The 21,465-nt window shown below is 64.6% G+C and carries 23 protein-coding genes; 7 read left to right on the forward strand and 16 right to left on the reverse strand.

Annotated features, from left to right (window positions below; all coding sequences use genetic code 11):
• The first annotated feature begins 181 nt into the window (after positions 1 to 181).
• Positions 182 to 430, forward strand: a complete 249-nt coding sequence (locus ACFPFW_RS00570; RefSeq protein ID WP_114955291.1) for a hypothetical protein — start codon at positions 182 to 184, stop codon at positions 428 to 430.
• A 167-nt stretch (positions 431 to 597) separates the two neighbouring features.
• Here the strand turns inward: ACFPFW_RS00570 and ACFPFW_RS00575 are convergent, their stop codons facing one another.
• From ACFPFW_RS00575 to ACFPFW_RS00590, 4 genes are read right to left on the reverse strand one after another with little or no spacing between them, the layout of a single operon-like run.
• Complete coding sequence (locus ACFPFW_RS00575; RefSeq protein WP_114955292.1) at positions 598 to 1,095, reverse strand: DoxX family protein; 498 nt, start codon at positions 1,093 to 1,095, stop codon at positions 598 to 600.
• Positions 1,092 to 1,898, reverse strand: coding sequence for an HvfC/BufC N-terminal domain-containing protein (locus ACFPFW_RS00580; RefSeq protein WP_114955293.1), 807 nt, complete (start codon positions 1,896 to 1,898; stop codon positions 1,092 to 1,094). Before ACFPFW_RS00580 ends, ACFPFW_RS00575 begins: the two co-directional genes overlap by 4 nt.
• Positions 1,885 to 2,808, reverse strand: a complete 924-nt coding sequence (bufB, locus tag ACFPFW_RS00585; protein ID WP_114955294.1) for an MNIO family bufferin maturase — start codon at positions 2,806 to 2,808, stop codon at positions 1,885 to 1,887. Before bufB ends, ACFPFW_RS00580 begins: the two co-directional genes overlap by 14 nt.
• A gap of 32 nt (positions 2,809 to 2,840) precedes the next feature.
• Positions 2,841 to 3,164: a BufA1 family periplasmic bufferin-type metallophore gene (locus ACFPFW_RS00590; RefSeq protein WP_114955295.1), complete on the reverse strand. Its 324-nt coding sequence runs from the start codon at positions 3,162 to 3,164 to the stop codon at positions 2,841 to 2,843.
• Between the two features lie 249 nt (positions 3,165 to 3,413).
• Between ACFPFW_RS00590 and ACFPFW_RS00595 the strand changes: the two genes are divergently transcribed.
• Both ACFPFW_RS00595 and ACFPFW_RS00600 read left to right on the forward strand, forming a co-directional pair.
• Positions 3,414 to 3,914, forward strand: a complete 501-nt coding sequence (locus ACFPFW_RS00595) for a sigma-70 family RNA polymerase sigma factor (protein ID WP_379769227.1) — start codon at positions 3,414 to 3,416, stop codon at positions 3,912 to 3,914.
• A 1-nt stretch (position 3,915) separates the two neighbouring features.
• Positions 3,916 to 4,554: an NrsF family protein gene (locus ACFPFW_RS00600; protein ID WP_114955297.1), complete on the forward strand. Its 639-nt coding sequence runs from the start codon at positions 3,916 to 3,918 to the stop codon at positions 4,552 to 4,554.
• A 169-nt stretch (positions 4,555 to 4,723) separates the two neighbouring features.
• On the opposite strand, the gene sbmA is transcribed toward ACFPFW_RS00600, so the two are convergent.
• The 9 genes from sbmA to sciP all read right to left on the reverse strand — a co-directional run bounded on the left by sbmA (position 4,724) and on the right by sciP (position 13,266).
• Entirely contained in the window at positions 4,724 to 5,974 is a 1,251-nt protein-coding gene (gene sbmA, locus ACFPFW_RS00605) for a peptide antibiotic transporter SbmA (protein ID WP_114955298.1), read from the reverse strand.
• A gap of 88 nt (positions 5,975 to 6,062) precedes the next feature.
• Complete coding sequence (locus ACFPFW_RS00610) at positions 6,063 to 6,857, reverse strand: SDR family NAD(P)-dependent oxidoreductase (protein ID WP_114955584.1); 795 nt, start codon at positions 6,855 to 6,857, stop codon at positions 6,063 to 6,065.
• A gap of 59 nt (positions 6,858 to 6,916) precedes the next feature.
• Positions 6,917 to 7,654: a metallophosphoesterase family protein gene (locus ACFPFW_RS00615; RefSeq protein ID WP_114955299.1), complete on the reverse strand. Its 738-nt coding sequence runs from the start codon at positions 7,652 to 7,654 to the stop codon at positions 6,917 to 6,919.
• Positions 7,655 to 7,663: 9 nt separating this feature from the next.
• Positions 7,664 to 9,019, reverse strand: a complete 1,356-nt coding sequence (gene flbD / locus ACFPFW_RS00620; protein ID WP_114955300.1) for a sigma-54-dependent transcriptional regulator FlbD — start codon at positions 9,017 to 9,019, stop codon at positions 7,664 to 7,666.
• A 111-nt stretch (positions 9,020 to 9,130) separates the two neighbouring features.
• A complete protein-coding gene (gene fliN, locus ACFPFW_RS00625; RefSeq protein WP_114955301.1) occupies positions 9,131 to 9,466 on the reverse strand; it encodes a flagellar motor switch protein FliN in 336 nt (111 codons plus the stop codon).
• Positions 9,463 to 10,104 carry a FliH/SctL family protein gene (locus ACFPFW_RS00630; protein ID WP_114955302.1) on the reverse strand — a complete coding sequence of 214 codons (642 nt, stop codon included), beginning with the start codon at positions 10,102 to 10,104 and terminating at the stop codon, positions 9,463 to 9,465. The genes fliN and ACFPFW_RS00630 overlap by 4 nt, the downstream gene beginning before the upstream one ends.
• Positions 10,104 to 11,138 carry a flagellar motor switch protein FliG gene (gene fliG / locus ACFPFW_RS00635; RefSeq protein ID WP_114955303.1) on the reverse strand — a complete coding sequence of 345 codons (1,035 nt, stop codon included), beginning with the start codon at positions 11,136 to 11,138 and terminating at the stop codon, positions 10,104 to 10,106. Before fliG ends, ACFPFW_RS00630 begins: the two co-directional genes overlap by 1 nt.
• Positions 11,139 to 11,147: 9 nt before the next feature.
• Positions 11,148 to 12,770, reverse strand: coding sequence for a flagellar basal-body MS-ring/collar protein FliF (gene fliF / locus ACFPFW_RS00640; protein WP_114955304.1), 1,623 nt, complete (start codon positions 12,768 to 12,770; stop codon positions 11,148 to 11,150).
• A 217-nt stretch (positions 12,771 to 12,987) separates the two neighbouring features.
• Positions 12,988 to 13,266, reverse strand: a complete 279-nt coding sequence (gene sciP, locus ACFPFW_RS00645) for a CtrA inhibitor SciP (RefSeq protein ID WP_114955305.1) — start codon at positions 13,264 to 13,266, stop codon at positions 12,988 to 12,990.
• 293 nt (positions 13,267 to 13,559) lie between these two features.
• Between sciP and ACFPFW_RS00650 the strand changes: the two genes are divergently transcribed.
• The 4 genes from ACFPFW_RS00650 to ACFPFW_RS00665 all read left to right on the forward strand — a co-directional run bounded on the left by ACFPFW_RS00650 (position 13,560) and on the right by ACFPFW_RS00665 (position 18,095).
• Positions 13,560 to 15,449: a flagellar hook-length control protein FliK gene (locus ACFPFW_RS00650; RefSeq protein WP_114955306.1), complete on the forward strand. Its 1,890-nt coding sequence runs from the start codon at positions 13,560 to 13,562 to the stop codon at positions 15,447 to 15,449.
• A gap of 13 nt (positions 15,450 to 15,462) precedes the next feature.
• The gene (locus tag ACFPFW_RS00655) at positions 15,463 to 16,194 is read left to right on the forward strand and encodes a flagellar hook assembly protein FlgD (RefSeq protein WP_114955307.1); all 732 of its coding nucleotides are present in this window, start codon (positions 15,463 to 15,465) and stop codon (positions 16,192 to 16,194) included.
• Between the two features lie 89 nt (positions 16,195 to 16,283).
• Positions 16,284 to 17,450, forward strand: a complete 1,167-nt coding sequence (gene mnmA / locus ACFPFW_RS00660) for a tRNA 2-thiouridine(34) synthase MnmA (protein ID WP_114955308.1) — start codon at positions 16,284 to 16,286, stop codon at positions 17,448 to 17,450.
• A gap of 6 nt (positions 17,451 to 17,456) precedes the next feature.
• The gene (locus ACFPFW_RS00665) at positions 17,457 to 18,095 is read left to right on the forward strand and encodes a class I SAM-dependent methyltransferase (RefSeq protein ID WP_114955309.1); all 639 of its coding nucleotides are present in this window, start codon (positions 17,457 to 17,459) and stop codon (positions 18,093 to 18,095) included.
• 163 nt (positions 18,096 to 18,258) lie between these two features.
• Here the strand turns inward: ACFPFW_RS00665 and ACFPFW_RS00670 are convergent, their stop codons facing one another.
• The 3 genes from ACFPFW_RS00670 to ACFPFW_RS00680 all read right to left on the reverse strand — a co-directional run bounded on the left by ACFPFW_RS00670 (position 18,259) and on the right by ACFPFW_RS00680 (position 21,463).
• Positions 18,259 to 19,014, reverse strand: coding sequence for a sulfite exporter TauE/SafE family protein (locus ACFPFW_RS00670; RefSeq protein WP_114955310.1), 756 nt, complete (start codon positions 19,012 to 19,014; stop codon positions 18,259 to 18,261).
• Positions 19,015 to 19,078: 64 nt separating this feature from the next.
• Entirely contained in the window at positions 19,079 to 19,801 is a 723-nt protein-coding gene (locus ACFPFW_RS00675; RefSeq protein WP_114955311.1) for a type 1 glutamine amidotransferase, read from the reverse strand.
• A gap of 66 nt (positions 19,802 to 19,867) precedes the next feature.
• Positions 19,868 to 21,463, reverse strand: coding sequence for a DHA2 family efflux MFS transporter permease subunit (locus tag ACFPFW_RS00680; protein WP_114955312.1), 1,596 nt, complete (start codon positions 21,461 to 21,463; stop codon positions 19,868 to 19,870).
• Positions 21,464 to 21,465: the final 2 nt, after the last annotated feature.

Below are 21,465 nucleotides of genomic sequence, written 5' to 3' on the forward strand. Positions count from 1 at the left end.
TGCGAGGATCGATGACAGACACCAGCAAAACTGCCGTCGCTACGCCAAGGGTCAGGAAAGTCCCGGGGCGCGTGAAGAATATCCTATCAGCCGGAATGCTCTGCTTCGGTGTGGTCGCGACCATTTTGTGGGCCGCCGCTATCGCCTGGGGGATTCCACGGTTGTTCCTTTGAGCGGACCGATGACAAGCCCCAGCGGAAAGTCGGTGGTGATCGCCGCGCAACTCACACCGGAGCTCAGTCGAGCCGTCGACGAATGGCTCGCGGAGCAGGAGGACGAACTCTTATCGCGATCCGACCTCGTCCGCGCCGCGCTGTCCGAATTCCTCCGAAGCCGGATCCGGCCGGAGGAGCAGATGCGGCAACGGCATATCGTGCATTGGGAGCGCGGCCCAAAAGCTCCGCGGTTCAGAAAATCTGCTGCAATGTAGCCCACTTCGGGGTCCGCCTCCGAGCCGATCGCGTCCCACGATGCTGGAGATGGAAACACTTCGCTGAGGAAGTCGCAGTAGCGCGACCTCCCTCCACGCTGATCTACCTGCAGGTCTGCTTTCCGGCTACAAGCCAAGATGCGGAATTAGCGCAAAGCGGACCCTGATCAGTTTAGATAGACCGCTCGGCGGAAAAGTGAATCAAGCGAGATTCGCCCTGGTCCCCATGCCATGATGCCGAGGGCCATCGCCGCCCAGGTGATGTGCAGCGGCCAGCCGTCCGGCACCGTCAGCTGTATGACCAGTGTCATCAGAAGCAGCCCGAACGCCGCCAGTCGTGTCCCCAGGCCGAGAACGAGAAGAATAGGCAGCAGGATTTCTGCCGAACCGGATGCGAGTGCCACGAGCGTCGGCGCAGGAAAATCGTAAGGACCGCCCGGCAGATGCAGCTTGAGCTCGGACCTAAAAAGCAGCACCGCGACGTCGTTCAGTTGCAAAAAGCCATCCCACTTGTTGACGCCAGACCGCCAGAACGGAACCGCAAGTGCGCAGCGCAGGACAAGCTGGGTCAGGGACGGCGTGGCAATCGTTCGCAGAGCGGCGTTCATCTTCTCGACAAGCGCAGCGACACCTCGCAGTCCTGCATTACGGCTTGCGTTTGTCATGCGCGCTCTCCCGGTTGCGCCGCTGTAAAGGCGCCGGCGTTCAGCATGCCGGCAATGTTCGCAGACAGATCGAATTCGGCGCTCTCCGCGAATGCCGCGGCGGCGGCTGCACCGAGCGGCTTGGCCGAGATCAAATGCGAGACAAACACGGCGCCGCCGGGTGGCAGGTGGCGAACAAAAACGTCGAGGCCGGGCCGCGTAACCAGCGCGTCTTCCGGACCGGCTGCCTCGATCCGTCCGACAGGTCCGCCGCTCCGGTTAGCGGCAAAGATCGTCACTGCCGGGTAGCGGGAGCGGACCACGAAGGTCGCCGGATGCGGCATGAACACGGTATCGGCCAGTCGTTCGGGCGGGATGGATGCCAGTAGAGCGGACGCCAACGGTTCCGCGTCGGCGGCATGATAGGCGTCGAGCCAAGCCCGCTCGACCCGCGCCACGTCGGCCAGCCAAGGCATCGCTTGCGCGTATTCATAGCGCTCAATGAAATCGGGAAAATCGCGGCCGTATTCGAACAGGAGCGGCGAGGTGGGCGGCGTCTCGCGAATATGCGAGCGAGCCACCGCCCGAAAGAAGTCCGGCCCGGTGATGCGCCGGGTTGCCGGAAAGCTGGCAGCCAAAGCATCGATCAGACTGACAGTGACATTGTTGCGGTAGACCGCGTACCGCCTGACCGAGGCTTTGCCTCCCGGCCCGGAAACCATGTCGGGCGGGGGACGGGCGGGATCGAGCAGCCCTGCGGTGAATGCCGCTGCATAGCCAAGCCTGCGCTCGGAATCCTTCAACGGTCGCTCAACAGGCGGCATAGGGTCTACCGGGCATGTCGCCACTGGCGTGACGGTCGAGAATCTTTTGGGCGGCGGCGGCCTCTGCCTTGAGCACCGGCCAATCCGGGATATCGCTGTCCCACTCGACCAATGTCGGGATCGGCCCGCATTGGCCAATGACGATATCGAAGAGCTTCCAGACCGCATCGGCCACCGGACCATCGTGGCTGTCGATAAGCAGCAGGTCGCCCTCGTCATCCGCCTGCTCGGCGTGCCCGGCCAGATGGATTTCGCCGACATGATCGAGTGGGAAATCCGCAAGGTAGTCGCGCGCGCAATAGCCGTGATTGGTGGCCGAGACGAAAACGTTGTTGACGTCGAGCAGCAGGCCGCAACCGGTAAGCCGCACCAGCTCGCGGATGAAATCGGTCTCGCTCATCGTCGATTCCGGAAAAAGCACGTAGGTCGAGGGATTTTCGAGCAGGATCGGCCGGCCGATCGCCTCCTGCATCTCCTCGATGTGATCGGCGACACGCGACACCGTTGCCGGCGTGTAGGGCAGGGGAAGCAGGTCGTTGTAGTAGGTGGTCTCGTGGGTCGACCAGGCGAGATGCTCCGAAACAAGCGCCGGCTCATAGCGATCGACGAGAGCCTTGAAACGACCGAGATGCGCCTGGTCGAGTGGCCGCGGTCCGCCGATCGACATGCAGACACCGTGCAGCGAAACGGGATGGTCGCGGCGGATACGGGCGAGCGCGGCGTGCGGCGGCCCGCCGGCACCCATGTAGTTTTCGGCGTGGACCTCGAAGAAACCGTTCTCGCCGCTGGCGGTGATTGCCTGCAGGTGCTCGTGCTTGAAACTGGTACCGGCAAGGCCGGCGACGGAGTACGCCGGAAAGCGCGAGGGTTTCGACGTGCGGGACGCTGGGTGAATGGCCAGTTCGTTCATCTTGGTCCTCCGCTTTCCGGCAGGTCGCGTGCTTACGACGGGATGTCGCGCTTCAGCTCCGTGGTAGATCCCTTGCGGTCGCCGGGCAGGTCCATCGTGGTGCAGGTGCCGCCGTCGACGAACTTCCAGGCGTTGCCCTGGTAGTCGACGGTCGAACTGCCCTGGCAGGTCGTGCCGGCGCCGGCCTTGCAGTCGTTCTGCCCCTTCAGGGCAACGCCGAAGCATTTTTCCTTGCCGGCGTCCATCGCTGCCTTCACTTCCGCTTTCGACAGGGGGGAAGCAGTGGCAAACGATGCGAGCGCGGTTGCGACGGCGCCGGCCAGCACGGCGGCGCTCACGGCTGATTTCGTGGTCATGATACTGTTCTCCCGGTTGGGTGGCCCGCGCGCCGCTCCTCGGGCGCGCAATCCCAGTTCGGTCCGGCAGCCTCTGTGTTACCACCTGCCAGAGACACGATTTCGTGATCGTCCGGGGCTTGGCCTGAGCAGAAATTTGCCGGCCACGTAACAAAATTCGCCGGCCAGGTAACAAAGGACTGCGCAGCAACGTAGTTCGGGAGGAAGGCAGGCTTGGACAGCAGCGACGACAACGAACTTGCCCGGCTTATGCGCGCTGCGATCGCGGGAGATGAAAGAGCCTATGGCGAGTTTCTCCGGCGCGCAGCCTGCCTCGTGCGCGGTTTTGCCCGGCGAAAGATCGTGAACGGCGGGATCGATCCGGAGGATATCGTGCAGGAGACGCTGCTTGCGATTCACCTCAAGCGCCACACGTGGCGGGAAGATGCGCCTGTCGCGCCATGGCTCTACGCGATCGCGCGCTACAAGCTCATCGACGCGTTTCGGCGCCGTGGCCGCAGGATGGAGATCGACATCGAAGCGATTGCGGAACCGGCTGCCGAACCTCAGGCGGAGCTGGCGCGCGAATGGGAGATAAATCGTGCGCTGGAGAGCTTGGCACCCGGCCAGCGCTCGGTCGTAGCGGCGGTTTCCGTCGACGGCCGTTCGATCAGCGAGACGGCCAGCAATCTAGGCATGAGCGAAACGGCGGTCCGCGTCGCTCTGCATCGCGGCCTGGCGGCGATCGCCAGACGGTTCGGGCGGGGCTGAAATGGAAACCAACGAACTGATCAAGGCGCTGGCAGCCGATACAAGGCCGCCCCCGGCGTCGCTTTCGACCGTCTGGTGGGGCGCTGCAGCGCTCGCGGCCGCCGTTGCCGCAGCCGTCTTCCTCGCCACGCTCGCCCCGCGGCCTGATCTTGCTGCTGCTGCCGGCACGCTGCGTTTCCTGTTCAAATTCGTGGTGTTGCTGACGCTGGCGCTTGGGGCTTTCGGCGCTTTGCGCATCCTGTCACGCCCGGAGGGAGATTTGCGCAAAACGGTTCCGCTGTTGATGGCATCGCCGATCCTGCTGGTCGCAGCTGTCACCCTCGAACTGTTCACTACTCCCTCGGAGAGTTGGCCGGAAAGGCTGATGGGCACGAGCAACGTGTACTGCTTCCTCCTCGTTATGGCGATCGGCCTCGGCCCGCTCTCGATCTTCCTGCTGGCAATGCGTCACGGAGCGCCATCACGTTCGGGAATTGCCGGAGCGGTCGCCGGTCTTCTTGCGGGCGGAATTGCCGGGACGATCTATGTCCTGCATTGTACCGACGACTCTCCGCTTTTCGTCGCGACCTGGTACACACTCGCTATTGCCGGCCTCTCCGGCCTCGGCGCCCTTGCAGCTCAGCGGCTTGTACGCTGGTAGTCTCCGGAGCTCGAGCTTGGGCTTAAATTCCAACGCTGCCCAGCATGCGTCATTAGGCCGGAAATGGCGGCCTACCAATAGATTACAGGAGCCCATCGATTGGACCCGCTGAGAATCCTCCGTCGAGCGTCATGAAGGCGGCGGTCGGGGCCAGACCGCCTTCATCGAGCTAGGCGACTGCGGGGCGGGCGTCCTCGACGGCCGGTGCCGGCGGCGGTTCGCCGTGGATCACCCGTTCGAAGGTCCTGAGACGCTTGTAGACCGACAGGAGCTCGACGATCGTCGTCCAGGAATTTACGAGATACTGGAACGACGAGCGAACCTGTTCGAAGGCGTTGAGGACCTGATTCATCAAGCCGAGCGTGATCTTTCCAGCTACGATCGATGGCGCAAGAATGATGTAGGGAAAAATGTTGTCGGTCTGCAGATAGAAAATGCGCGCTACGTTGAAGTACGCGTAATGAAAATAGAGACGGAAATAGTTCCGGCGTACATTGGAGAACAATTCGCCGACTGTCGGCGGTCTGGCGCGGCTGGGATCGTCCTCGCCATACACTAGTTCCTTTCGGAACGCGGCTTCGACGCGCTGGTTCTTGAATTCAAGTCCGGGCAGCTTGATGCCGACGAGAGCGAGGAAAGCGGTGCCAAACGCGGCCCACAGGACCGCCGCCCAAACGAGCGCATGCGGGACTTCGCCGATGAACGGCATCTCCGTGATCGTTTGCGAGTAGCTGAGCAGGATCGGCAGGAACGCGATGAGCGTCATGACGGATTGGACGAGATTGACGCCGAGAGTTTCCATCGTGGTTGAGAAACGCATCGTGTCTTCCTGGATACGCTGCGAGGCGCCTTCGACGGCGCGCAGCTTCGACCAGTGCGACATGTAGTAATCGTTCATTGCGTTGCGCCAACGGAAGAGCCAATGGCTCATGAAGAAGCGCATGAAGACACCGACGGCGACCGCGACGAACGCAATGCCGGCGAATGTGACTAGCTCCGCAAAAAATTCCTGGAGCGTGACGGGTCGGGTTTTCGCAAGGGCGGCCTGGATCAAATCGTAGAACGGCCCGTACCACGCATTCACGGCGACCGAGACCTGGACCTGGAAATAGGTCGTGAACAGGATCAGCGCCGAGCCGAGGATCGACCATCCGGCCCAGGGGTGGGGCGAGTACCGCATCCAGAAGCCGGCGAAGATCCAGACCATGGCCGCGAAATAGAGATAGAACCAGAGGAAGGCCGGCGACCAGAAGGTGGCGACAGTGCCAGCTCGCGCCGGATCGGCGGCGCCTCCCAGTCCCAGTCCGTATGTTGCGCCGAACTCGGCGGCGAAGCCGTACCAGAGTCCGATGGCGATAGCCGACCAGATGACAACGGACCAGAAGAACAGTTTCGGCTGGGGGAAGAAGGAAACGAACACGAGGCGGTTCTCCGTGGGCGTTCTGGGTAGCGTGTTCGCTCAGAACCGGCACGTTAATATTTAGTCATGGGTATGGACGTCCTACGGCCTAGGCGATGGTGTCCACCACGCCGCCGTCGACGCGAAGTGCTGCTCCGGTCGTCGCGGACGCCTGTGGAGAGGCGGTGTAGACGACCAGATTGGCGACTTCCTCGACGGTCGCCGCGCGCTGGATGATCGATGTCGGCCGGTGCTGTTTGACGAAAGCGGCCGCCGCCTGTTCGACGGTCTGGCCCGATTTGGCGACCTCATCGCGGAGCATGTCCGCCGCACCTTCCGAGAGCGTCGGACCGGGCAGGATGGAATTCACCGTCACGCCGGTGCCGGCGAGGCGCTTCGCCAGTCCGCGGGATACCGCGATATTGGCCGTCTTCGTCACGCCGTAATGGATCATGTCCTTGGGGATGTTCAGGCCGGACTCGGACGAGATGAAGATCACGCGGCCCCATTTACGGTCGACCATTCCGGGCACATAGGCGCGCGACACCCGCACGCCGGACAGCACGTTGACGTCGAAGAAGCGTGTCCATTCCTCGTCGGGAACGTCGAAGAAGTCCTGCTGCGCGAAGATACCGAGATTGTTGACCAGGATGTCGGCCGAGGGCTCGGCCTTGGCGAGGACAGCGCAGCCCTCTGCCGTCGCGAGGTCGGCGGCGACGCCGCGCACATTGGCACCCGGAACCGCCTGCTTCAGGAGTTCGATCGCCTTGTCGACCGCGTCCTGCTTTCGGCCGTTGACGACGACAGTCGCGCCGGCTTCGGCGAGTCCTTTGGCGATTGCGAAGCCGATGCCGAGCGTCGAGCCGGTGACGACGGCAGTTTTCCCGGTGAGGTCGATTTTCATGATGTACCCCGGATAGGTGAGATTCCTTATCTGGGGAAGGCGAGCCGGGCCTGCCAGTATCAGCGCGTCGGCATGACGCCGGTCATGAGCGCGTGCGCCCATTCGGGGCGGCCGTTGTGTGCGGCCTCTTTCGCCGCGCTTTCGTGGTCGTAAGGGATGGCCAGCATTTCCACGCGGGGTGGACCCTGTTCCGGGAGGTCGAGGATGGCGTAGCGCGACATGGGCGAGCCGGTCTCCGAGACGTGGTCCTCGTCGTCATAGGCGGGGCAGCCGACGCTTCCCGGATTGAGGATCAGCCGGCCATCCTCAAGGGTCGTGATCGAGGGCTGATGGCTGTGGCCGCACAGGAGTACGCGGGCGTCGATGTCGCCGACGCGGTTCGCGATGCAGGCGAGCGGAGCGCGGGCGAGGCGGCCGTTCTCGATGTCTTCGATCAGATATTCGATGTCGCTGCCCGGGCGGCCGTGGAAGGCATGAACGCCGTGACCGAGATCGAGCGTCGCGGGCAGGGCGCCGAGCCAGGCGCGGCCGGCTTGGTCGAGCGCTCGCCAGGCGTGCGCATCGGACTTGCCTTCGGGCTCGGAGACCGCCTCGCCGACCCAGCGGTCGTGATTGCCGCGTATCGTCGGCCAGTCATGGCGACGAAGAAGATCGAGAGTCTCGCACGGCCAGAGCGGGCCGGAGACACAATCGCCGAGATTGATGACACGGTCCACGGCGCGTCCGGCCATGTCGGCAATGACCGCTTCTAGGGCGAGGACATTGCCGTGGATGTCGGCGAGGACCGCGAGGCGCATTCCCGGCGATTACGCCGCCTGGCCCGTCGACGGCGGGATCGGAATTCCCTCCGCCGAATACTGGTTCAGCTTGTTCCTGAGCGTGCGGATCGAAATGCCGAGGATGTTCGCGGCATGGGTCCGGTTGCCGAAGCAATGGTTCAGCGTGTCGAGGATGAGCGAACGCTCGACTGCCTCGACGGTCAGGCCGACGAGCGAACGGGTGGCGGCTTCGGCCGCAAGCGCGGCCTGTTGGGCCGGGCCGGTCGCGGAAGCCTCCATGCGAGCGCCGTCCGGCGTGCGGATGGCATCGACGCCGATCTCCGGACCCTGTGCGAGGAGCACGGCACGGTGGATCGTGTTCTCCAGCTCACGGACGTTGCCGGGGAAGCGGGCGCGGGCGAGTTCGCGGGCGGCGTCGCCGGAGATCGGCCGGTAGGGCAGGCCGTTCGCGTCGGCGAATTTCCGGGCGAAATGCTCGGACAGGACCGCGATGTCGGCTGGACGTTCGCGCAGCGGCGGGATCTTCAGATTGAGCACGTTGAGGCGATAGAGCAGGTCCTCGCGGAATGTGCCCTTGCGGACCTCCTCGGTGAGATTGCGGTTCGAGGTTGCGAGGATGCGGATATTGACCGGTACCGGGCGCTGGCCGCCCACCCTGTCGATCACGCGCTCCTGGATCGCGCGCAGCAGCTTGGCCTGCAGACGGGCGTCCATCTCCGAGATTTCGTCGAGCAGCAGCGTGCCGCCGTCGGCCTCCTCGAATTTGCCGATGCGGCGCGCGACGGCGCCGGTGAAGGCGCCTTTCTCGTGGCCGAACAATTCGGATTCGAGCAGTTGCTCCGGGATCGCGGCGCAGTTGACCGAGATGAAGGCGCGGCCGGCGCGGTTCGAGCGCGAATGGAGATAGCGCGCGATGACTTCCTTACCGGTGCCGCTCTCGCCGGTGATGAGGACGCTCGCGTCCGACTTCGCGATCTGGGCCGCGAGGTCGACGACGAGCTTCATCGCCTCGTCCTTGAAGACGATGTCGCGATTGTCCTCGGCGACGGCGGCGAGGACGGCCGCGATCAGCTCCGGATCGGGTGGGAGCGGGATGTACTCCTTGGCGCCGGCGTGAATCGCCGCGACCGCCGCGCGGGCATCGTTATCGATGCCGCAGGCGACGATCGGGACATGGATGCGCTCGGCTTCCAGCTTGTCGACGAGGTCGCGGATGGGCTGGCCGACATCGACCATGAGAAGGTCCGCGCCCCGGCCCGCGCGAAGCACACGGAGCGCCTGCTCGGTGTCCTCGGCATGGGTGACCTTCGCGCCGCGCTCCATGGCGATCTTGGTGGCCATGGTCAGCTGACCCGACAATGTTCCAACGATCATGAGCCTCATGGCTTCACATCCTTTCCGGGTCGTCGTCTCCGGCTCGACCGGAGGACCCAAACCGCTGCCTCAGTGGTTCCTCCGGTCAAGCCGGAGGATGACGGCCTTCACCGCTGCGTATCAGCGTTCGGCCTTGATGATTTCGGTCATGGTGACGCCGAGCTTTTCCTCGACGAGAACGACTTCGCCGCGCGCGACGAGCCGGTCGTTGACGTAGATGTCGATCGCCTCGCCGACGCGGCGGTCGAGTTCGAGAACGGCGCCCGGCCTGAGATTCATCAGGTCGCCGACTTCGATCTTGGTTCGGCCGAGCACCGCCGAGACGGAGACCGGGACGTCGAAGACGGCTTCGAGATCGTCCGCGATCTTCGGGCCGGAATCGCTGCGGTCGGTCGTGAAATCGTCGGGGGAGGTCGTGCCGTCGAGATTGGGCAGCGGCAGATCCGTGTCGCTCATGTGGGCTCTCCTGATGCCTTGCCGGTGACGGATTCGATGTGGTGCTTGATGGTGCGGTCGATGGCCGAAGCAATGGCCGCGCGATCGCGGACGACGCCTCCGTCGGCCCATTCAAGGCGGACGTCGCCCTGAGCGATGCCGGGATCGCCGAGCACGATCAGCTTGCCGGCGAAGCCGCGCTCTGCCGCCAGATGGGTCAGGCGTTCCTTCACCTGCTCGACCAGGCCGTCATTGATGCGGACCGCGATATGCGGCGCGGTACGGGCCTCGGCGAAAGCCTCCTGGGCGGCGGCCTCGATAGAGGCCAGCGGGAATTTGGCGATGGCGCCGCCCGCGAGCTTCTCGGCGAGGCAGAGCGCCAGCTCGATCGATGAGCGCTCCTGCTCCAGGAAACGGGCTTCGGAACGCGCGATTTCGGCTGCGATCGTCGCCGCGAGCTTGTCCATGGTCCTGGCCAGCCGCGCGGTCTCGCTGTCCATTGCGAGGGACCGGCCCTCGATCTCGCCTGCCGCGAAGGCGCGCTGCTCGCTCTCCGAGATCGCGGCCAGATGCTGCGACATCGGGATCATCTCTTCGCCGCGCTGGCGACCGTCGAAATCGTTGTTGAAGAGGAAGGGGACGGGCTTCGCGAGGGCCATCAGAATACGAGCTCGTCGTCGCTGCGGTTCTTGGTGATCATGATCTCGCCCTTCGCGGCGAGATCCTTGGCCACCATCACCATGTGGGATTGCGCTTCATCGACGTCGCGCATGCGGACAGGACCCATGGCGCCCATGTCGTCGGCCAGCATCTTGCCGGCGCGCTGGGACATGTGACTCATGAAGAAGTCGCGGACCGCCTGCGTCGCACCCTTGAGCGCCACGGTGAGGCGGTCGCGGGCGACGTTGCGGAGCAGCGTCTGCACGGCCGCCGCGTCGAGGCGCATCAGGTCGTCGAAGGTGAACATCAGGGCCTTGATGCGGTCGGCCGAGTCGCGATTGTCCTCTTCCAGCGCGGTGAGGAAGCGAGTCTCGGTCTGGCGGTCGAAGGCGTTGAAGATTTCCGCGATCATCTCGTGCGCGTCGCGGCGGCTCGTCTGCGACAGGTTCGACATGAACTCGGTGCGCAATGTCTGCTCGACGCGCTCGATGATGTCCTTCTGCACGCTTTCGATCGTCAGCATGCGCTTGACGACGTCCAGCGCGAATTCGTCGGGCAGGATGGCGAGGACGCGAGCGGCGTGCTCGGCGCGGATCTTCGAGAGCACGACGGCGACGGTCTGCGGGTATTCGTTCTTCAGGTAATTGGCGAGAACCTGCTCCTGAACGTTGGAGAGCTTCTCCCACATATTGCGGCCGGCGGGGCCGCGGATCTCTTCCATGATCTGCTCGACGCGGTCCTTCGGCAGGAAGCCGGTGAGGATGCGTTCGGTCGACTCGACATTGCCCATCAGCGCGCCGGCCGAGGACATTTTCGAGACGAACTCGACGAGCATGTTCTCGACCATCTCGGACTCGATGTTTCCGAGATTGGACATTGCGTGGGAGATGTCGCGGATCTCGTCCTCGTCGAGCTGCTTCCAGATCGCCGCGCCGTGCTGTTCACCGAGCGCAAGCATCAGGATCGCAGAGCGTTCCGGGCCGGTGAGGACCCGTTTCGTCGGGATGCGGGTGGCGAGGGCGTTAGGAGCCATGGCGGTCTATCACGTGGCCGGCGCGGGTTCCGTCAGCCACTGACGGATGATCGCGACGGTTTCTGCTGGATTGTTCTCGGCGAGCTCGCCGACGCGCTGGAGCGATTCCTGGGCGATCTTGCCGTTGACCTGGGCGAGATCGATCATGCGTGCGGTCGGGTCCGGCGGCGGCAGGGCGCCGACCGGAGCGTCGGCCGCGGGCACGCCCTCGATGGCAGGCGCGCTGGGGAGCGCCGCGGTCTGTTTGGCGTCGGGCGCCAGGATCTTCTTCACCATCGGCCGGACGACCATCAGGAGGACGAGCATCGAGACGATGAACAGGATCGCCTGTTCGACCAGCCGCATCAGGTCGTCCTTGGTCAGGCCGAGAATGGCCGAGCCGGCATTGTCGTTGATCGGCTGGACGCCCGGCGGTTCGGCGAAGCGGAGATTGACGACTTCCACCTGGTCGCCGCGACCCTGGTCGAAGCCGATGGAGGTGCGGACGAGGGCGGCGATGCGGTCGAGTTCGTCCTGCGAGCGCGGGGCGTAGGTGATGTTGCCGCTCGGATCGCTCGTATAGACGCCGTCGACGAGGACGGCGACAGTGACGCGTTTCACCCGACCGGCTTCCTGCACCTCGGTGCGGGTGGTGCGGGAAATCTCGTAATTCGTCGTTTCCTGGCTCTTCGAGCTCTTTTCGCGGGTGGTGGCATTGCCGCTGTTGGCGGCCGCGTTCGGCAGTTCGTTGCCGACGGAAACGGACTGCTCGGGATTGCCGCTCTCGGCTTCCTCTTCGTTCGTCTGGGTCGAGCGGACGACGCGGCTCTCGGGATCGAAGGTGTCGGCGGTGTTGGTGACGCGGGTGTAGTCGAAGGTGGCGTTGACCTCGGCGCGGGCGCGGCCGGAACCGACCACGCGCTCGACGATGTTCTGGACCTGATCCTTGAGGCGCTTCTCGAACGCCGTCTCGCGTTCCTGTGCGCCGTTGGGCATGCCGTCCTGTATGTCGGAGCCGTCGGCCAGGAGCGCGCCGCGCTCGTCGACGATCGAGATTGACTGCGGCTCGAGCCCCTGAACGGCGGAGGCCACGAGGTGGAGGATCGCCTTCACCTGGCCGGAGCCGAGCTCGCCCGAGACGCGCAGCACGATCGAGGCGGAGGGCTTCGGCGCGTCCTTCGCGAAGAGCGGGCGTTCCGGAACGACGAGATGGACGCGGGCGGCGCTGACGCGGTCCAGCGAGCGGATCGAGCGGGCGAGTTCGCCTTCGAGGGCGCGGAGGCGATTGACGTTCTGCAGGAAGCTCGTCGACGACAGGCCGTCGCCCTTGTCGAAGATTTCCCAGCCGACGCCGCCGCCTGTCGGCAGGCCCTGCTCTGCGAGCTTCATGCGGACCGAGGCGACCTGGTCGGAGGGAACCGAGATCGTCGAACCATCGCGGCTCGCTTCGTATTTGATTCCCTGCGCCTCGAGTTCTTTCACCACCCCCGCGGCGTCGGACATTGCGAGGTCGGAGAAGACCGGAACCATGTCCGGCTCGGTGACGCGGATGGCGATGAAGGTGAAGAAACCGGCCAGACTGAGCGCGACGGCGCCCATCGCGAGCAGGCGCTGTGCCCCAAGGCCTTTCAAAAATTCGAGAAAGCCACTCAAAAACCTGCCCCGCGCCCCACGTCCGCACCCGGACGACACCGGATACCCGGCAGAAATTGCCGAGTGTCGGTAAACGGCTGGTTAACGGGGGCGTTAATCGGGGTTGGGCAGTTCAGGGCGCTTACAGGGGAGATAAGTTAAGCAAAAATAAAAACGCCGGATCTTGAGACCCGGCGTCAGTAAAATTTGAGTAATCTTGGTTGACCGGCGTTAACGCTCAGCCAACCCGGTACTGCTGGATACGGGTCGTCCGGAGGCCGGCCAGACCGTGGCGGTCGATCGACGCCTGCCAAGCCAAAAACTCTTCCACCGTAAGGGTGTAGCGCTTGCAGGCATCCTCAAGACTCAGCAGGCCGCCGCGCACGGCGGCAACCACCTCCGCCTTGCGGCGGATGACCCAGCGTTTCGTGTTCGACGGGGGCAAATCCGCAATCGTCAACGGACTTCCGTCCGGTCCGATCACGTATTTCACCTTGGCACGCGGCAGTTCGGTCATGGGATACTCTCAACAAGACTGACCAAAGTTTCCATGCACCGTAATGCCTGCACTTTAACATTTGCCTAAGCTCAAAGTTGAAGGAGAGCATCATCCAGAAACGGATTGGCAAGGTCTGGGGCAGGCTCGCTGCGAATGCCGTCGGCATGTCTTGCCGAACCCGGAAGTTTTTGCCCGGCGGGATCGCCGCAGCCGATTCAGTCTCGTAAAAATATCTAGCAATCACAGCTAGTTATCTGGTTGGCATAAATGGAACGAGCCTTGCGTCATGCCTTGTGAGCAGAGGGCCGCCCATGGCAACCGCATCAGTCGATTTCTTTCAGGTCGCAGGCACGAAGCCGGTTACTCCCGGTCAGGCAACGAGTGCGCCTTCGGGCGCGAGCGGGGCCGTTGAGGCATTCGAGCAGATCGTTGCGTCGCTCGGAGGGCAGGCGGGAATCGTTCCGGACGGCGCCGTAGTGGCAGGGGCGGAGCTTTCAAGCGTCACGGCGCAGTCCGCGAAACTCTTGGCGCCGCGTCCGATGGTCAGCGCCGACGTCGAGAAGGCGATGACGGCGGGGCTTCTGGTCGACGCAGCACCGGTCGATGGTGTTCCGGTGGATGGTATCCTGCCGCCCATGACGGGCTCGGATGTGCCGGCGGTCCCGGTCGAGATTGAAGACGTGGCCAGCGAAGCCGATGACGGTGCGCCGGACGGTATCGCCTCGACGGACGGCGATGGGCTCGAGGGCGACGGCGATCCAACCCTCCTTCTGGCGGCAGCCGTCCCGGTGCCGGTCGTCCCGGTACCTGTCGTTATTTCACCCAAGCCGGCGACGGCGACGGGCGAAGGCATTGAGCCAATAACCGCCACGCCGAGTGCGCCGGTGGCTGCGCCGGAACTGCCCGTTGTGCCGCAACCGGCCGGAACGATCGTCCCCGTGGACGGCGAGCCCGTCGAACCCTTGATCGAAGGGCGGGCGGCGACAGCGGCTCCCGCTCCGGACCAACCCGTTTCGAAGGATCAGTCGGGTCTGGTCCCGGCTAAGGATGTTGCCGCTTCCGCGCCGCAGCCTCAGGGGAATCCCGCTCCTGCGCCAGCCGTGACGTCGGTTCCGATTGCCGATGCCGATGCGACAGAGCCGTCCATCGTGCCGGTGGCTGGCCCCGTTGCCAGCGCCGCGCCGGTCCAGACACGTCCGGCCGCGAACGTCGCGGCTTCGTCCACACCCGCGCCCGCTGATGCCGCCGCCATCGCCAATGCAGCGGGCGTCACTAGTGTGAAGGGCACGACGACGCCCACCGCTAACGATCAGTCGGCCGCGCCGACGACCGGCGCAGCCGACGAGATCGTGACAGCCACCGATGCCAAGCCTGTGGCGCCGGTAATCGCAGCCCCCGTCGCAGCAAAGCCGGTCGAGACCGTTGAGATGACGGCGACGACCGCCAAGGCGCAGGCGGAAGCGGTGGCGGCGATCGCTCCCGAAACGCCGAAGCCGGAGGCCAAGGACGCGAAGCCCGTACCGTCGCCCGCTCCGCAGCCGGTCGATGCCAAGGCCGAGACAGACAGGCCGGCCGATGTGAAGAGTGCGGACCAGCCGCAGCAGACGGCGAAGAGTGAAAAGCCGGACGACAGTCAGGACAAGCCGGTCGCCCAGGCGAACGATAAGCCCGTCAGCCATGCCGACAAGAACCAGACCGTCCAGCAGATGACTGACGCCAAGCCAACCGTGGTTGATGCGGTGGCACGCCTGAACGCGCAGACGCAGGCCCAGGCCGCCGTCGCCATCCCGGCGCTTGCCGGCGAGATCGCCAGCCGGGTGAAGAAAGGGTCGAGCCGCTTCGAGATCAGGCTCGATCCGCAGGAGCTCGGCCGCGTCGATGTCCGTGTCGACATCGACAAGAACGGCACCGTCCACTCGCGACTGATCGTCGAGAAGGCCGAGACGCTCGAACTCCTGAAATCCGACCAGCGCGCGCTCGAAAGGGCGCTCACCGATGCCGGCTTCAAGACCGACCAGGGCTCCCTGAGCTTCTCTATGCGCGACGACCGCGGCGCGCAGCAGCAATTCCAGCAACAGCGCGCTCTCTGGGAGAGCGCAACCCAATCACCGATCACTGAGGAAGAGCCGGCGCGCCTTGCCGCCGAAACCGCCTACCGCGCACCCCCGCGCGCGGACGGCGGGCTCGACCTGCGAGTGTAAGGAGTAAACGACCATGGCAGTCTCAAGCGTTGGATCATATTCGCTGACGGGCAACAGTGCCGCCAGCGGAAGCTCGGGTGCCCGCATCGCGGACAACTTCAATCAGTTCCTGCAATTGCTGACGACCCAGCTGCAGAACCAGAACCCGCTCGACCCGCTGGACACCAACCAGTTCACCCAGCAGCTCGTCCAGTTCGCGGGTGTGGAGCAGCAAATCCAGACCAACGACACGCTGACAGCATTGCTCGCCACTTCTGATGCGACACGGCTTTCCAGCGCGGTCTCGTTCATCGGCAAGCAGGTCGTGGCGGAAGGCCGCACCACGCTGCTCGACGAGTCGAACGCGACCTGGCTCATCAATTCCGAAAGCGCCGCCCCGACCTCCAAGGTCATCATCAAGAACGCCGACGGCGAGCAGGTCTATTCGCAGAATGTAAGCCTGGCCAAGGGCGACCAGATGTTCACCTGGAACGGCATGACCACCGACAACCTGCCGGCGCCGAACGGCTTCTATACGATCACCGTGGTTGCGCAGGATGCCGCCGGCAAGGCGGTGACGACGTCCACGGACATCCAGGGCCCGGTCACCGGCGTGGAGCTCGAAGACGGTCAGCCTGTGCTGAACGTCGGCAATATCCGCATCAAGCTCAGCGACGTGAAGAACATCGTGAACGGCTCGACCACACCGCCGACGGAAGACGACGGTGATACCGGTGATGACACCGACACCACGCCCGACGCCTGATCGGACTGGAACCCGAGGCGCTAAGGGCCTACATTCGCCGGGCGCGGTGCTATAGACCGCGTCTGGTGACCACAGGCATCCCTTCGGCAATGCGTTTCGATCTCGATCTTCCCGGCCAGCCGGCGAACCACCGCGTCGTGGTGGCGATGTCAGGTGGCGTGGATTCATCGGTCGTCGCCGCACTCCTGAAGCGGGAAGGCTACGATGTCGTCGGCGTGACGCTTCAGCTCTACGACCACGGCGCCGCCATCCATCGCAAGGGTGCCTGCTGCGCCGGCCAGGACATCCACGATGCCCGCCGCGTCGCCGACGCCATCGGCATTCCGCACTACGTCCTCGATTACGAGGCGCGCTTCCGCGAAAAGGTGATCGACCGGTTCGCGGAAAGCTATGCGATCGGCGAGACGCCGATCCCGTGCGTCGAGTGCAATCAGAAGATCAAGTTCGCCGACCTGCTCGACACCGCCCGCAATCTCGGTGCGGCTGTGCTGGCGACCGGCCATTACGTCGCCTCGCGCGCTGCGCCGGAGGGTGGCCGCACGCTGCTCCGCGCCCGCGATCCGGAGCGCGACCAGAGCTATTTCCTCTATGGCACGACCCGCGATCAGCTCGACATCCTGCGCTTTCCGCTGGGCGACCTGACCAAGACGGAGACCCGCGACATCGCCCGCGAGTTCGGCCTGCACATCGCCGACAAGCACGACAGCCAGGACATCTGCTTCGTGCCGTCGGGCAGCTATTCGGACATCGTCGGCAAGCTGAAGCCGGAAGCCGGCGAGCCGGGCGAGATCGTTCATCTCGACGGCCGTGTGCTCGGCCGCCATCACGGCATCATGCACTACACGATCGGCCAGCGCCGCGGACTCGGTATTGCCGCGCGCGACCCGTTGTTCGTGGTCGGTCTCGACGCCGCGGCACATCGCGTGATCGTCGGGCCGCGCGAGGCGCTGGCAACCAGGACGCTGACCCTTCGCGACGTGAACTGGCTCGGCGATGCCGACCTCGACGCGCTTCCCGCCGAGGGCTTGGATGTCTTCGTGAAGGTGCGCTCGACTCGTTCCCCGCGCCCGGCGCTTCTGCGTCAGGTTGGCGGCGAGATCGAGATCTCGCTTCTCGATCCCGAAGAGGGCGTCGCGCCCGGCCAAGCCTGCGTGATCTACGACGCGGACGACGGGCAGGCAAGGGTGCTCGGCGGCGGCGTCATCAAGGCCGGCACGCGTGTCGCTCCCGCGAAATCCGAACTGGCAGTCGCGTAAAGCCAAATGACCGTTCAGTATGACCTGGAAGGCCAGCAGCGCGTCTATGAGAAATGGGCGCCGATCTATGACGCCGTCTACAACAGGTTCCTGACCGACGCGCATTCGAAGACCTCGACCGCGGCGGCCGCCTGCGGACGCGACATCCTGGAAGTCGGCGTCGGTACGGGGCTGATGCTCCGCTATTACCCATCCGACCGGAACGTGATCGGCGTCGACCTCTCGGTGCACATGCTGGAGAAGGCCGTCGAGAAGGTCCGCGATCTCGGTCTCGGGCATGTGAAGCTTCTTGCCAGCATGGACGCCTGCCGGCTCGGCTTTCGCGACGAGAGCTTCGATGCCGTGGCGGTGCCTTTCGTCATCACGCTCGTGCCGAATCCGGAATCGGCCCTCGACGAGATGCGCCGGGTGCTCAGGCCGGGCGGCGAGATCGTCGTCACCTCCAAGCTCGGCGTCGACAAGGGCCTCCAGGCCTGGGCCGAGGAGAGGCTCGCCCCGCTGATGGGCAGGATCGGCTGGAGCTCGCACTTCAAGGTGTCGCGGCTGGAGCAATGGGCGGCGCGGCATCCGGACATGCAGGTGGTCGAAGTCGCGCCGGTGTTCCCGGCGGGGTTCTTCAAGCTGGTTCGGATCAGGAAGAGGTAGGGCGCCTCCCTCCCCTGAATGGAGCGGGCGGACTCGCGAAGCGAGCCAGGTGGGGTGATGGCCTCTCCGTATGGCAGAAAGCTGGGATAGGCCCAGCCCCCGCCCGGGTTCGCGCTGACGCGCGACTCGGCCCTCCCCACAGTGGGGAGGGAGAGCACCTCGCCTAGGCCGCCCCCAGCAGCGCCGTTCCGCCTTCCCAGATCAGCTTCAGCCCGACGGCCGTCAGCAGCAGATAGATGAATTTGTAGAACGGCTCGGCCGGAACGCGCCGCACCAGGAGTACGCCAGCCCAGGTCGAGGCGATGGCGAGCGGCAGCAGGACGGCGGTCGTCGTCACGTTCTCGGTGGTGAACTCGCCGAGCGCCATGAAGGCCGGGAATTTCAGCCAGTTGACGATGCCGAAGAAGGCGTTGGAAGTGCCGACGAAGGTGTCGCGCTCCAGCTTTTGCGGCATCACGTAGATCTGGAACGGCGGCGCTCCGGAATGGGCGATCATCGAGGTGAAGCCCGAGACCGTGCCCCAGAAATAGCCGGCGAGGGAGCCGCCCTGCTTCGGCGGCATCTGCGGCCGGAGGAGATAGCGTAGCGCGAAGGCGGCCGCGATCAGGCCGAGCGCGACGTTGAACGCGGCCATTGAAACCCTGGATGCCAGGAGATAGCCGAGCAGGATGCCGACGATCGCGCCCGGAACGAGCAGGACGAGGTTGCGGCGGTCCCATTTCTTCCAATAGGCGCCGACGCTGATGACGTCCTGAACCATCATGATCGGCAGGAGGATCGCAGCGGCCTGGACCGGGTCGATCGCCAGCGCCATCAGCGGCAGGCTGACCGTGCCGATGCCCGCGAAGCCGCCTTTGGCGAGGCCGACCAGAATGACGGCCGGAATGGCGGCGAGATAAAAGGTGGGATCGGTGATCATGACGGGCGCGGGAAAGCGCGCTCCATAGCACAGGATTGCGAGGGCGCGCCCGGACTTTCGGGCATCAGGCGGGCAGGGAGGCCATCGCCATCAGCCGGTCGTTCAGGCTGCGAGCGGTGGCGCGGAAATCGTCGAGACGCGGCCTGACTTCCAAGGCGAGCTGCTCGGCCCGCTGTTCGCCGATCGAGTTGACGAGGTCGGCCCAATATTCCGGGATGCGCCTCCAGTCATCGACCGTCGAGTGGGTGATTTCCGGGTGGAACTGCACGCCGTATGCATGGCGGCCCCAGCGCATGGCCTGGACGGGTGTGTGGGCGTTGTATGCGAGCACCTCGGCGCCTTCCGGAAGTTTCGACACCTCGCAGCCGTGCCATTGGAAAGTCTGGAGGACCGAGGGGAATTGGCCGAAGAGCGGATCGCTTTTGCAGGCCGGCGAGAACTGGACCGTCGCGAGGCCGACTTCCGGCCGCTCCATCAGGGTGACAGTGCCGCCGAGTGCGTCGGCCAGCAATTGGTGGCCGAGGCAGATGCCGAAATAGGGCTTGCCGAGATCGCGCACCCAATGCCGGATGGCGGCCTTCTCGGGGACGAGCCAGGAATGCTCCTCCTCGTTGAAGACGTTCATCGGCCCGCCCATCACCGCGAGGAGGTCGAACGCCGAGAAATCCGGGATCGGATCGCCGTGATCGAGTTCGACCGTGGTGATCGTGTGGCCGGCTTCGGCCCAGAACTCGGCGAAGACGGCCGGATGTTCGCTGACGAGGTGCTGGAAGACGAGAATGCGCATCGATCCTGCATCATGGCGCCTCGAGGCGCCGCGCGGAAGATCGATGCGCGTCTGGCTGGTGTTCGCTCAGTGCGCACCTGCGGCGCTCGCCTGGCCCTTCCTGGCGAACAGGATCGCGACGGCGGCAATGGCCAGGATGACGCCAATGACGGCGAAGGTGTCGCTGAAGCCCATCACGAGCGCCTGCCGCCTCACCGTCTTGCCTAGGGCGATGATCGCCTGGTGCTGCGCGGTGGCCTGATCCGAGACGCCGTGCGCCATGAAGTAGTTGGTCATCTGGTCGATGCGGGTACGGACCTCCTCGCGGAACGGCGTGACCGACTGGCCGATGATGTTCGAATGGAACTGCTCGCGCTTGGTGATGATCGTGCCGAGCGTCGCCGTGCCGACCGCGCCGCCGAGATTGCGGAGCATGTTGGACAGGCCTGATGCGTTCGCGGCGTCCTTCGGCTGGATGTTCATGATCGAGATCGCGGTCAGCGGCGTGATGACCATGGACTGGCCGATGGCGCGGACGATGTTCGGCCAGAACAGCTGGTCGCCGGAATAGTTCAGCGACATGTGGATGTTCATGAAGCAGGAGACCGCGAACAGGGCGATGCCGACGAAGGTGATGTATCGGACGTCGAAGCGCTTCATCATCATCGGGACGAGCGGGATCAGCAGGATCTGCGGCAGGCCGGTCCAGGCGAGCACCATGCCGATCTGCTCCGCATTGTAGCCCTGCACCTGGCCGAGATATTGCGGCAGGACATAGACCGATCCGAACAGAGCGAAGCCCACGAGGATGTTCGCCAACGTGGCGACGCCGAAATTGCGGTTCTTCAGGAGCCTCAGATCGACGAGCGGCTTCTCGATCTTGAGTTCGATCCAGATGAACGCGGTCAGGAACACCACGGCGATGATCGCCAGCTGGACGATGAACGGCGACTGGAACCAGTCGTCCTTGTTACCCTCTTCCAGCAGGGTCTGCAGGGCGGAGAGGCCGACCGCCATCGTGGCGATGCCAAACCAGTCGCCTTCCTTCAGTAGGCCGAGCTGCATCGGCTCGCGCTCCAGCGTCAGATAGAGCGCGGCGACCATCACCATGCTGGGGATGGTGTTGATGAAGAAGATGGTCTGCCAACCGTAGTTCTCGGTCAGGTAGCCGCCGATGGTCGGGCCGATCGCCGGGGCGAAGGTCACCGCGAGCGCGAACATCGCCAGACCGACGGGCTGCTGCGACTTGGGCAGGCGGGTCGCGACCATGGTGAAGGCCATCGGGATCAGCACGCCGCCGGCGAAACCCTGCAGGCCGCGCAAAACGATCATCTCGCCGAGAGTGCTCGCGGAGGCGCAGGCCATCGAGAACAGCGCGAACGCGATCGTGCTGGCGATGATGTAGGTCTTGAACGAGAAGACGCGGCTCAGATAGCCCGTCAGCGGGATGACGATGATCTCGCCGATGAGGTACGAGGTCGAGATCCAGGCGCCGTTGTCGACGCCGGTGCCGATGCCGCCCTCGATATCGAGCAGCGAGGCATTGGTGATCTGGATGTTGAGGATCGCCATGAACGCGCCGATCGAGCCGGCGATGATGGCGATCCAGGTCGAGATGCTGGCCTTGTCCTCGGCGGATGGAGTCCGGGAGGCAGGGACGGCGGCGACGGTTGCGTTTGACATGA

The organism is Flaviflagellibacter deserti (genome assembly GCF_042652085.1).
In the GTDB taxonomy this organism is placed as follows: Bacteria; Pseudomonadota; Alphaproteobacteria; order Rhizobiales; family Methylopilaceae; genus Flaviflagellibacter; species Flaviflagellibacter deserti.

Bases quoted from the DNA above. Each gene is read 5' to 3' on its own strand.
- ACFPFW_RS00570 (WP_114955291.1), top strand. From the start codon at position 182: ATGACAAGCCCCAGCGGAAAGTCGGTGGTGATCGCCGCGCAACTCACA.
- ACFPFW_RS00575 (WP_114955292.1), bottom strand. From the start codon at position 1,095: ATGACAAACGCAAGCCGTAATGCAGGACTGCGAGGTGTCGCTGCGCTT.
- ACFPFW_RS00580 (WP_114955293.1), bottom strand. From the start codon at position 1,898: ATGCCGCCTGTTGAGCGACCGTTGAAGGATTCCGAGCGCAGGCTTGGC.
- bufB (WP_114955294.1), bottom strand. From the start codon at position 2,808: ATGAACGAACTGGCCATTCACCCAGCGTCCCGCACGTCGAAACCCTCG.
- ACFPFW_RS00590 (WP_114955295.1), bottom strand. From the start codon at position 3,164: ATGACCACGAAATCAGCCGTGAGCGCCGCCGTGCTGGCCGGCGCCGTC.
- ACFPFW_RS00595 (WP_379769227.1), top strand. From the start codon at position 3,414: ATGCGCGCTGCGATCGCGGGAGATGAAAGAGCCTATGGCGAGTTTCTC.
- ACFPFW_RS00600 (WP_114955297.1), top strand. From the start codon at position 3,916: ATGGAAACCAACGAACTGATCAAGGCGCTGGCAGCCGATACAAGGCCG.
- ACFPFW_RS00610 (WP_114955584.1), bottom strand. From the start codon at position 6,857: ATGAAAATCGACCTCACCGGGAAAACTGCCGTCGTCACCGGCTCGACG.
- ACFPFW_RS00615 (WP_114955299.1), bottom strand. From the start codon at position 7,654: ATGCGCCTCGCGGTCCTCGCCGACATCCACGGCAATGTCCTCGCCCTA.
- flbD (WP_114955300.1), bottom strand. From the start codon at position 9,019: ATGAGGCTCATGATCGTTGGAACATTGTCGGGTCAGCTGACCATGGCC.
- fliN (WP_114955301.1), bottom strand. From the start codon at position 9,466: ATGAGCGACACGGATCTGCCGCTGCCCAATCTCGACGGCACGACCTCC.
- ACFPFW_RS00630 (WP_114955302.1), bottom strand. From the start codon at position 10,104: ATGGCCCTCGCGAAGCCCGTCCCCTTCCTCTTCAACAACGATTTCGAC.
- fliG (WP_114955303.1), bottom strand. From the start codon at position 11,138: ATGGCTCCTAACGCCCTCGCCACCCGCATCCCGACGAAACGGGTCCTC.
- sciP (WP_114955305.1), bottom strand. From the start codon at position 13,266: ATGACCGAACTGCCGCGTGCCAAGGTGAAATACGTGATCGGACCGGAC.
- ACFPFW_RS00650 (WP_114955306.1), top strand. From the start codon at position 13,560: ATGGCAACCGCATCAGTCGATTTCTTTCAGGTCGCAGGCACGAAGCCG.
- ACFPFW_RS00655 (WP_114955307.1), top strand. From the start codon at position 15,463: ATGGCAGTCTCAAGCGTTGGATCATATTCGCTGACGGGCAACAGTGCC.
- mnmA (WP_114955308.1), top strand. From the start codon at position 16,284: ATGCGTTTCGATCTCGATCTTCCCGGCCAGCCGGCGAACCACCGCGTC.
- ACFPFW_RS00665 (WP_114955309.1), top strand. From the start codon at position 17,457: ATGACCGTTCAGTATGACCTGGAAGGCCAGCAGCGCGTCTATGAGAAA.
- ACFPFW_RS00670 (WP_114955310.1), bottom strand. From the start codon at position 19,014: ATGATCACCGATCCCACCTTTTATCTCGCCGCCATTCCGGCCGTCATT.
- ACFPFW_RS00675 (WP_114955311.1), bottom strand. From the start codon at position 19,801: ATGCGCATTCTCGTCTTCCAGCACCTCGTCAGCGAACATCCGGCCGTC.
- ACFPFW_RS00680 (WP_114955312.1), bottom strand. From the start codon at position 21,463: ATGTCAAACGCAACCGTCGCCGCCGTCCCTGCCTCCCGGACTCCATCC.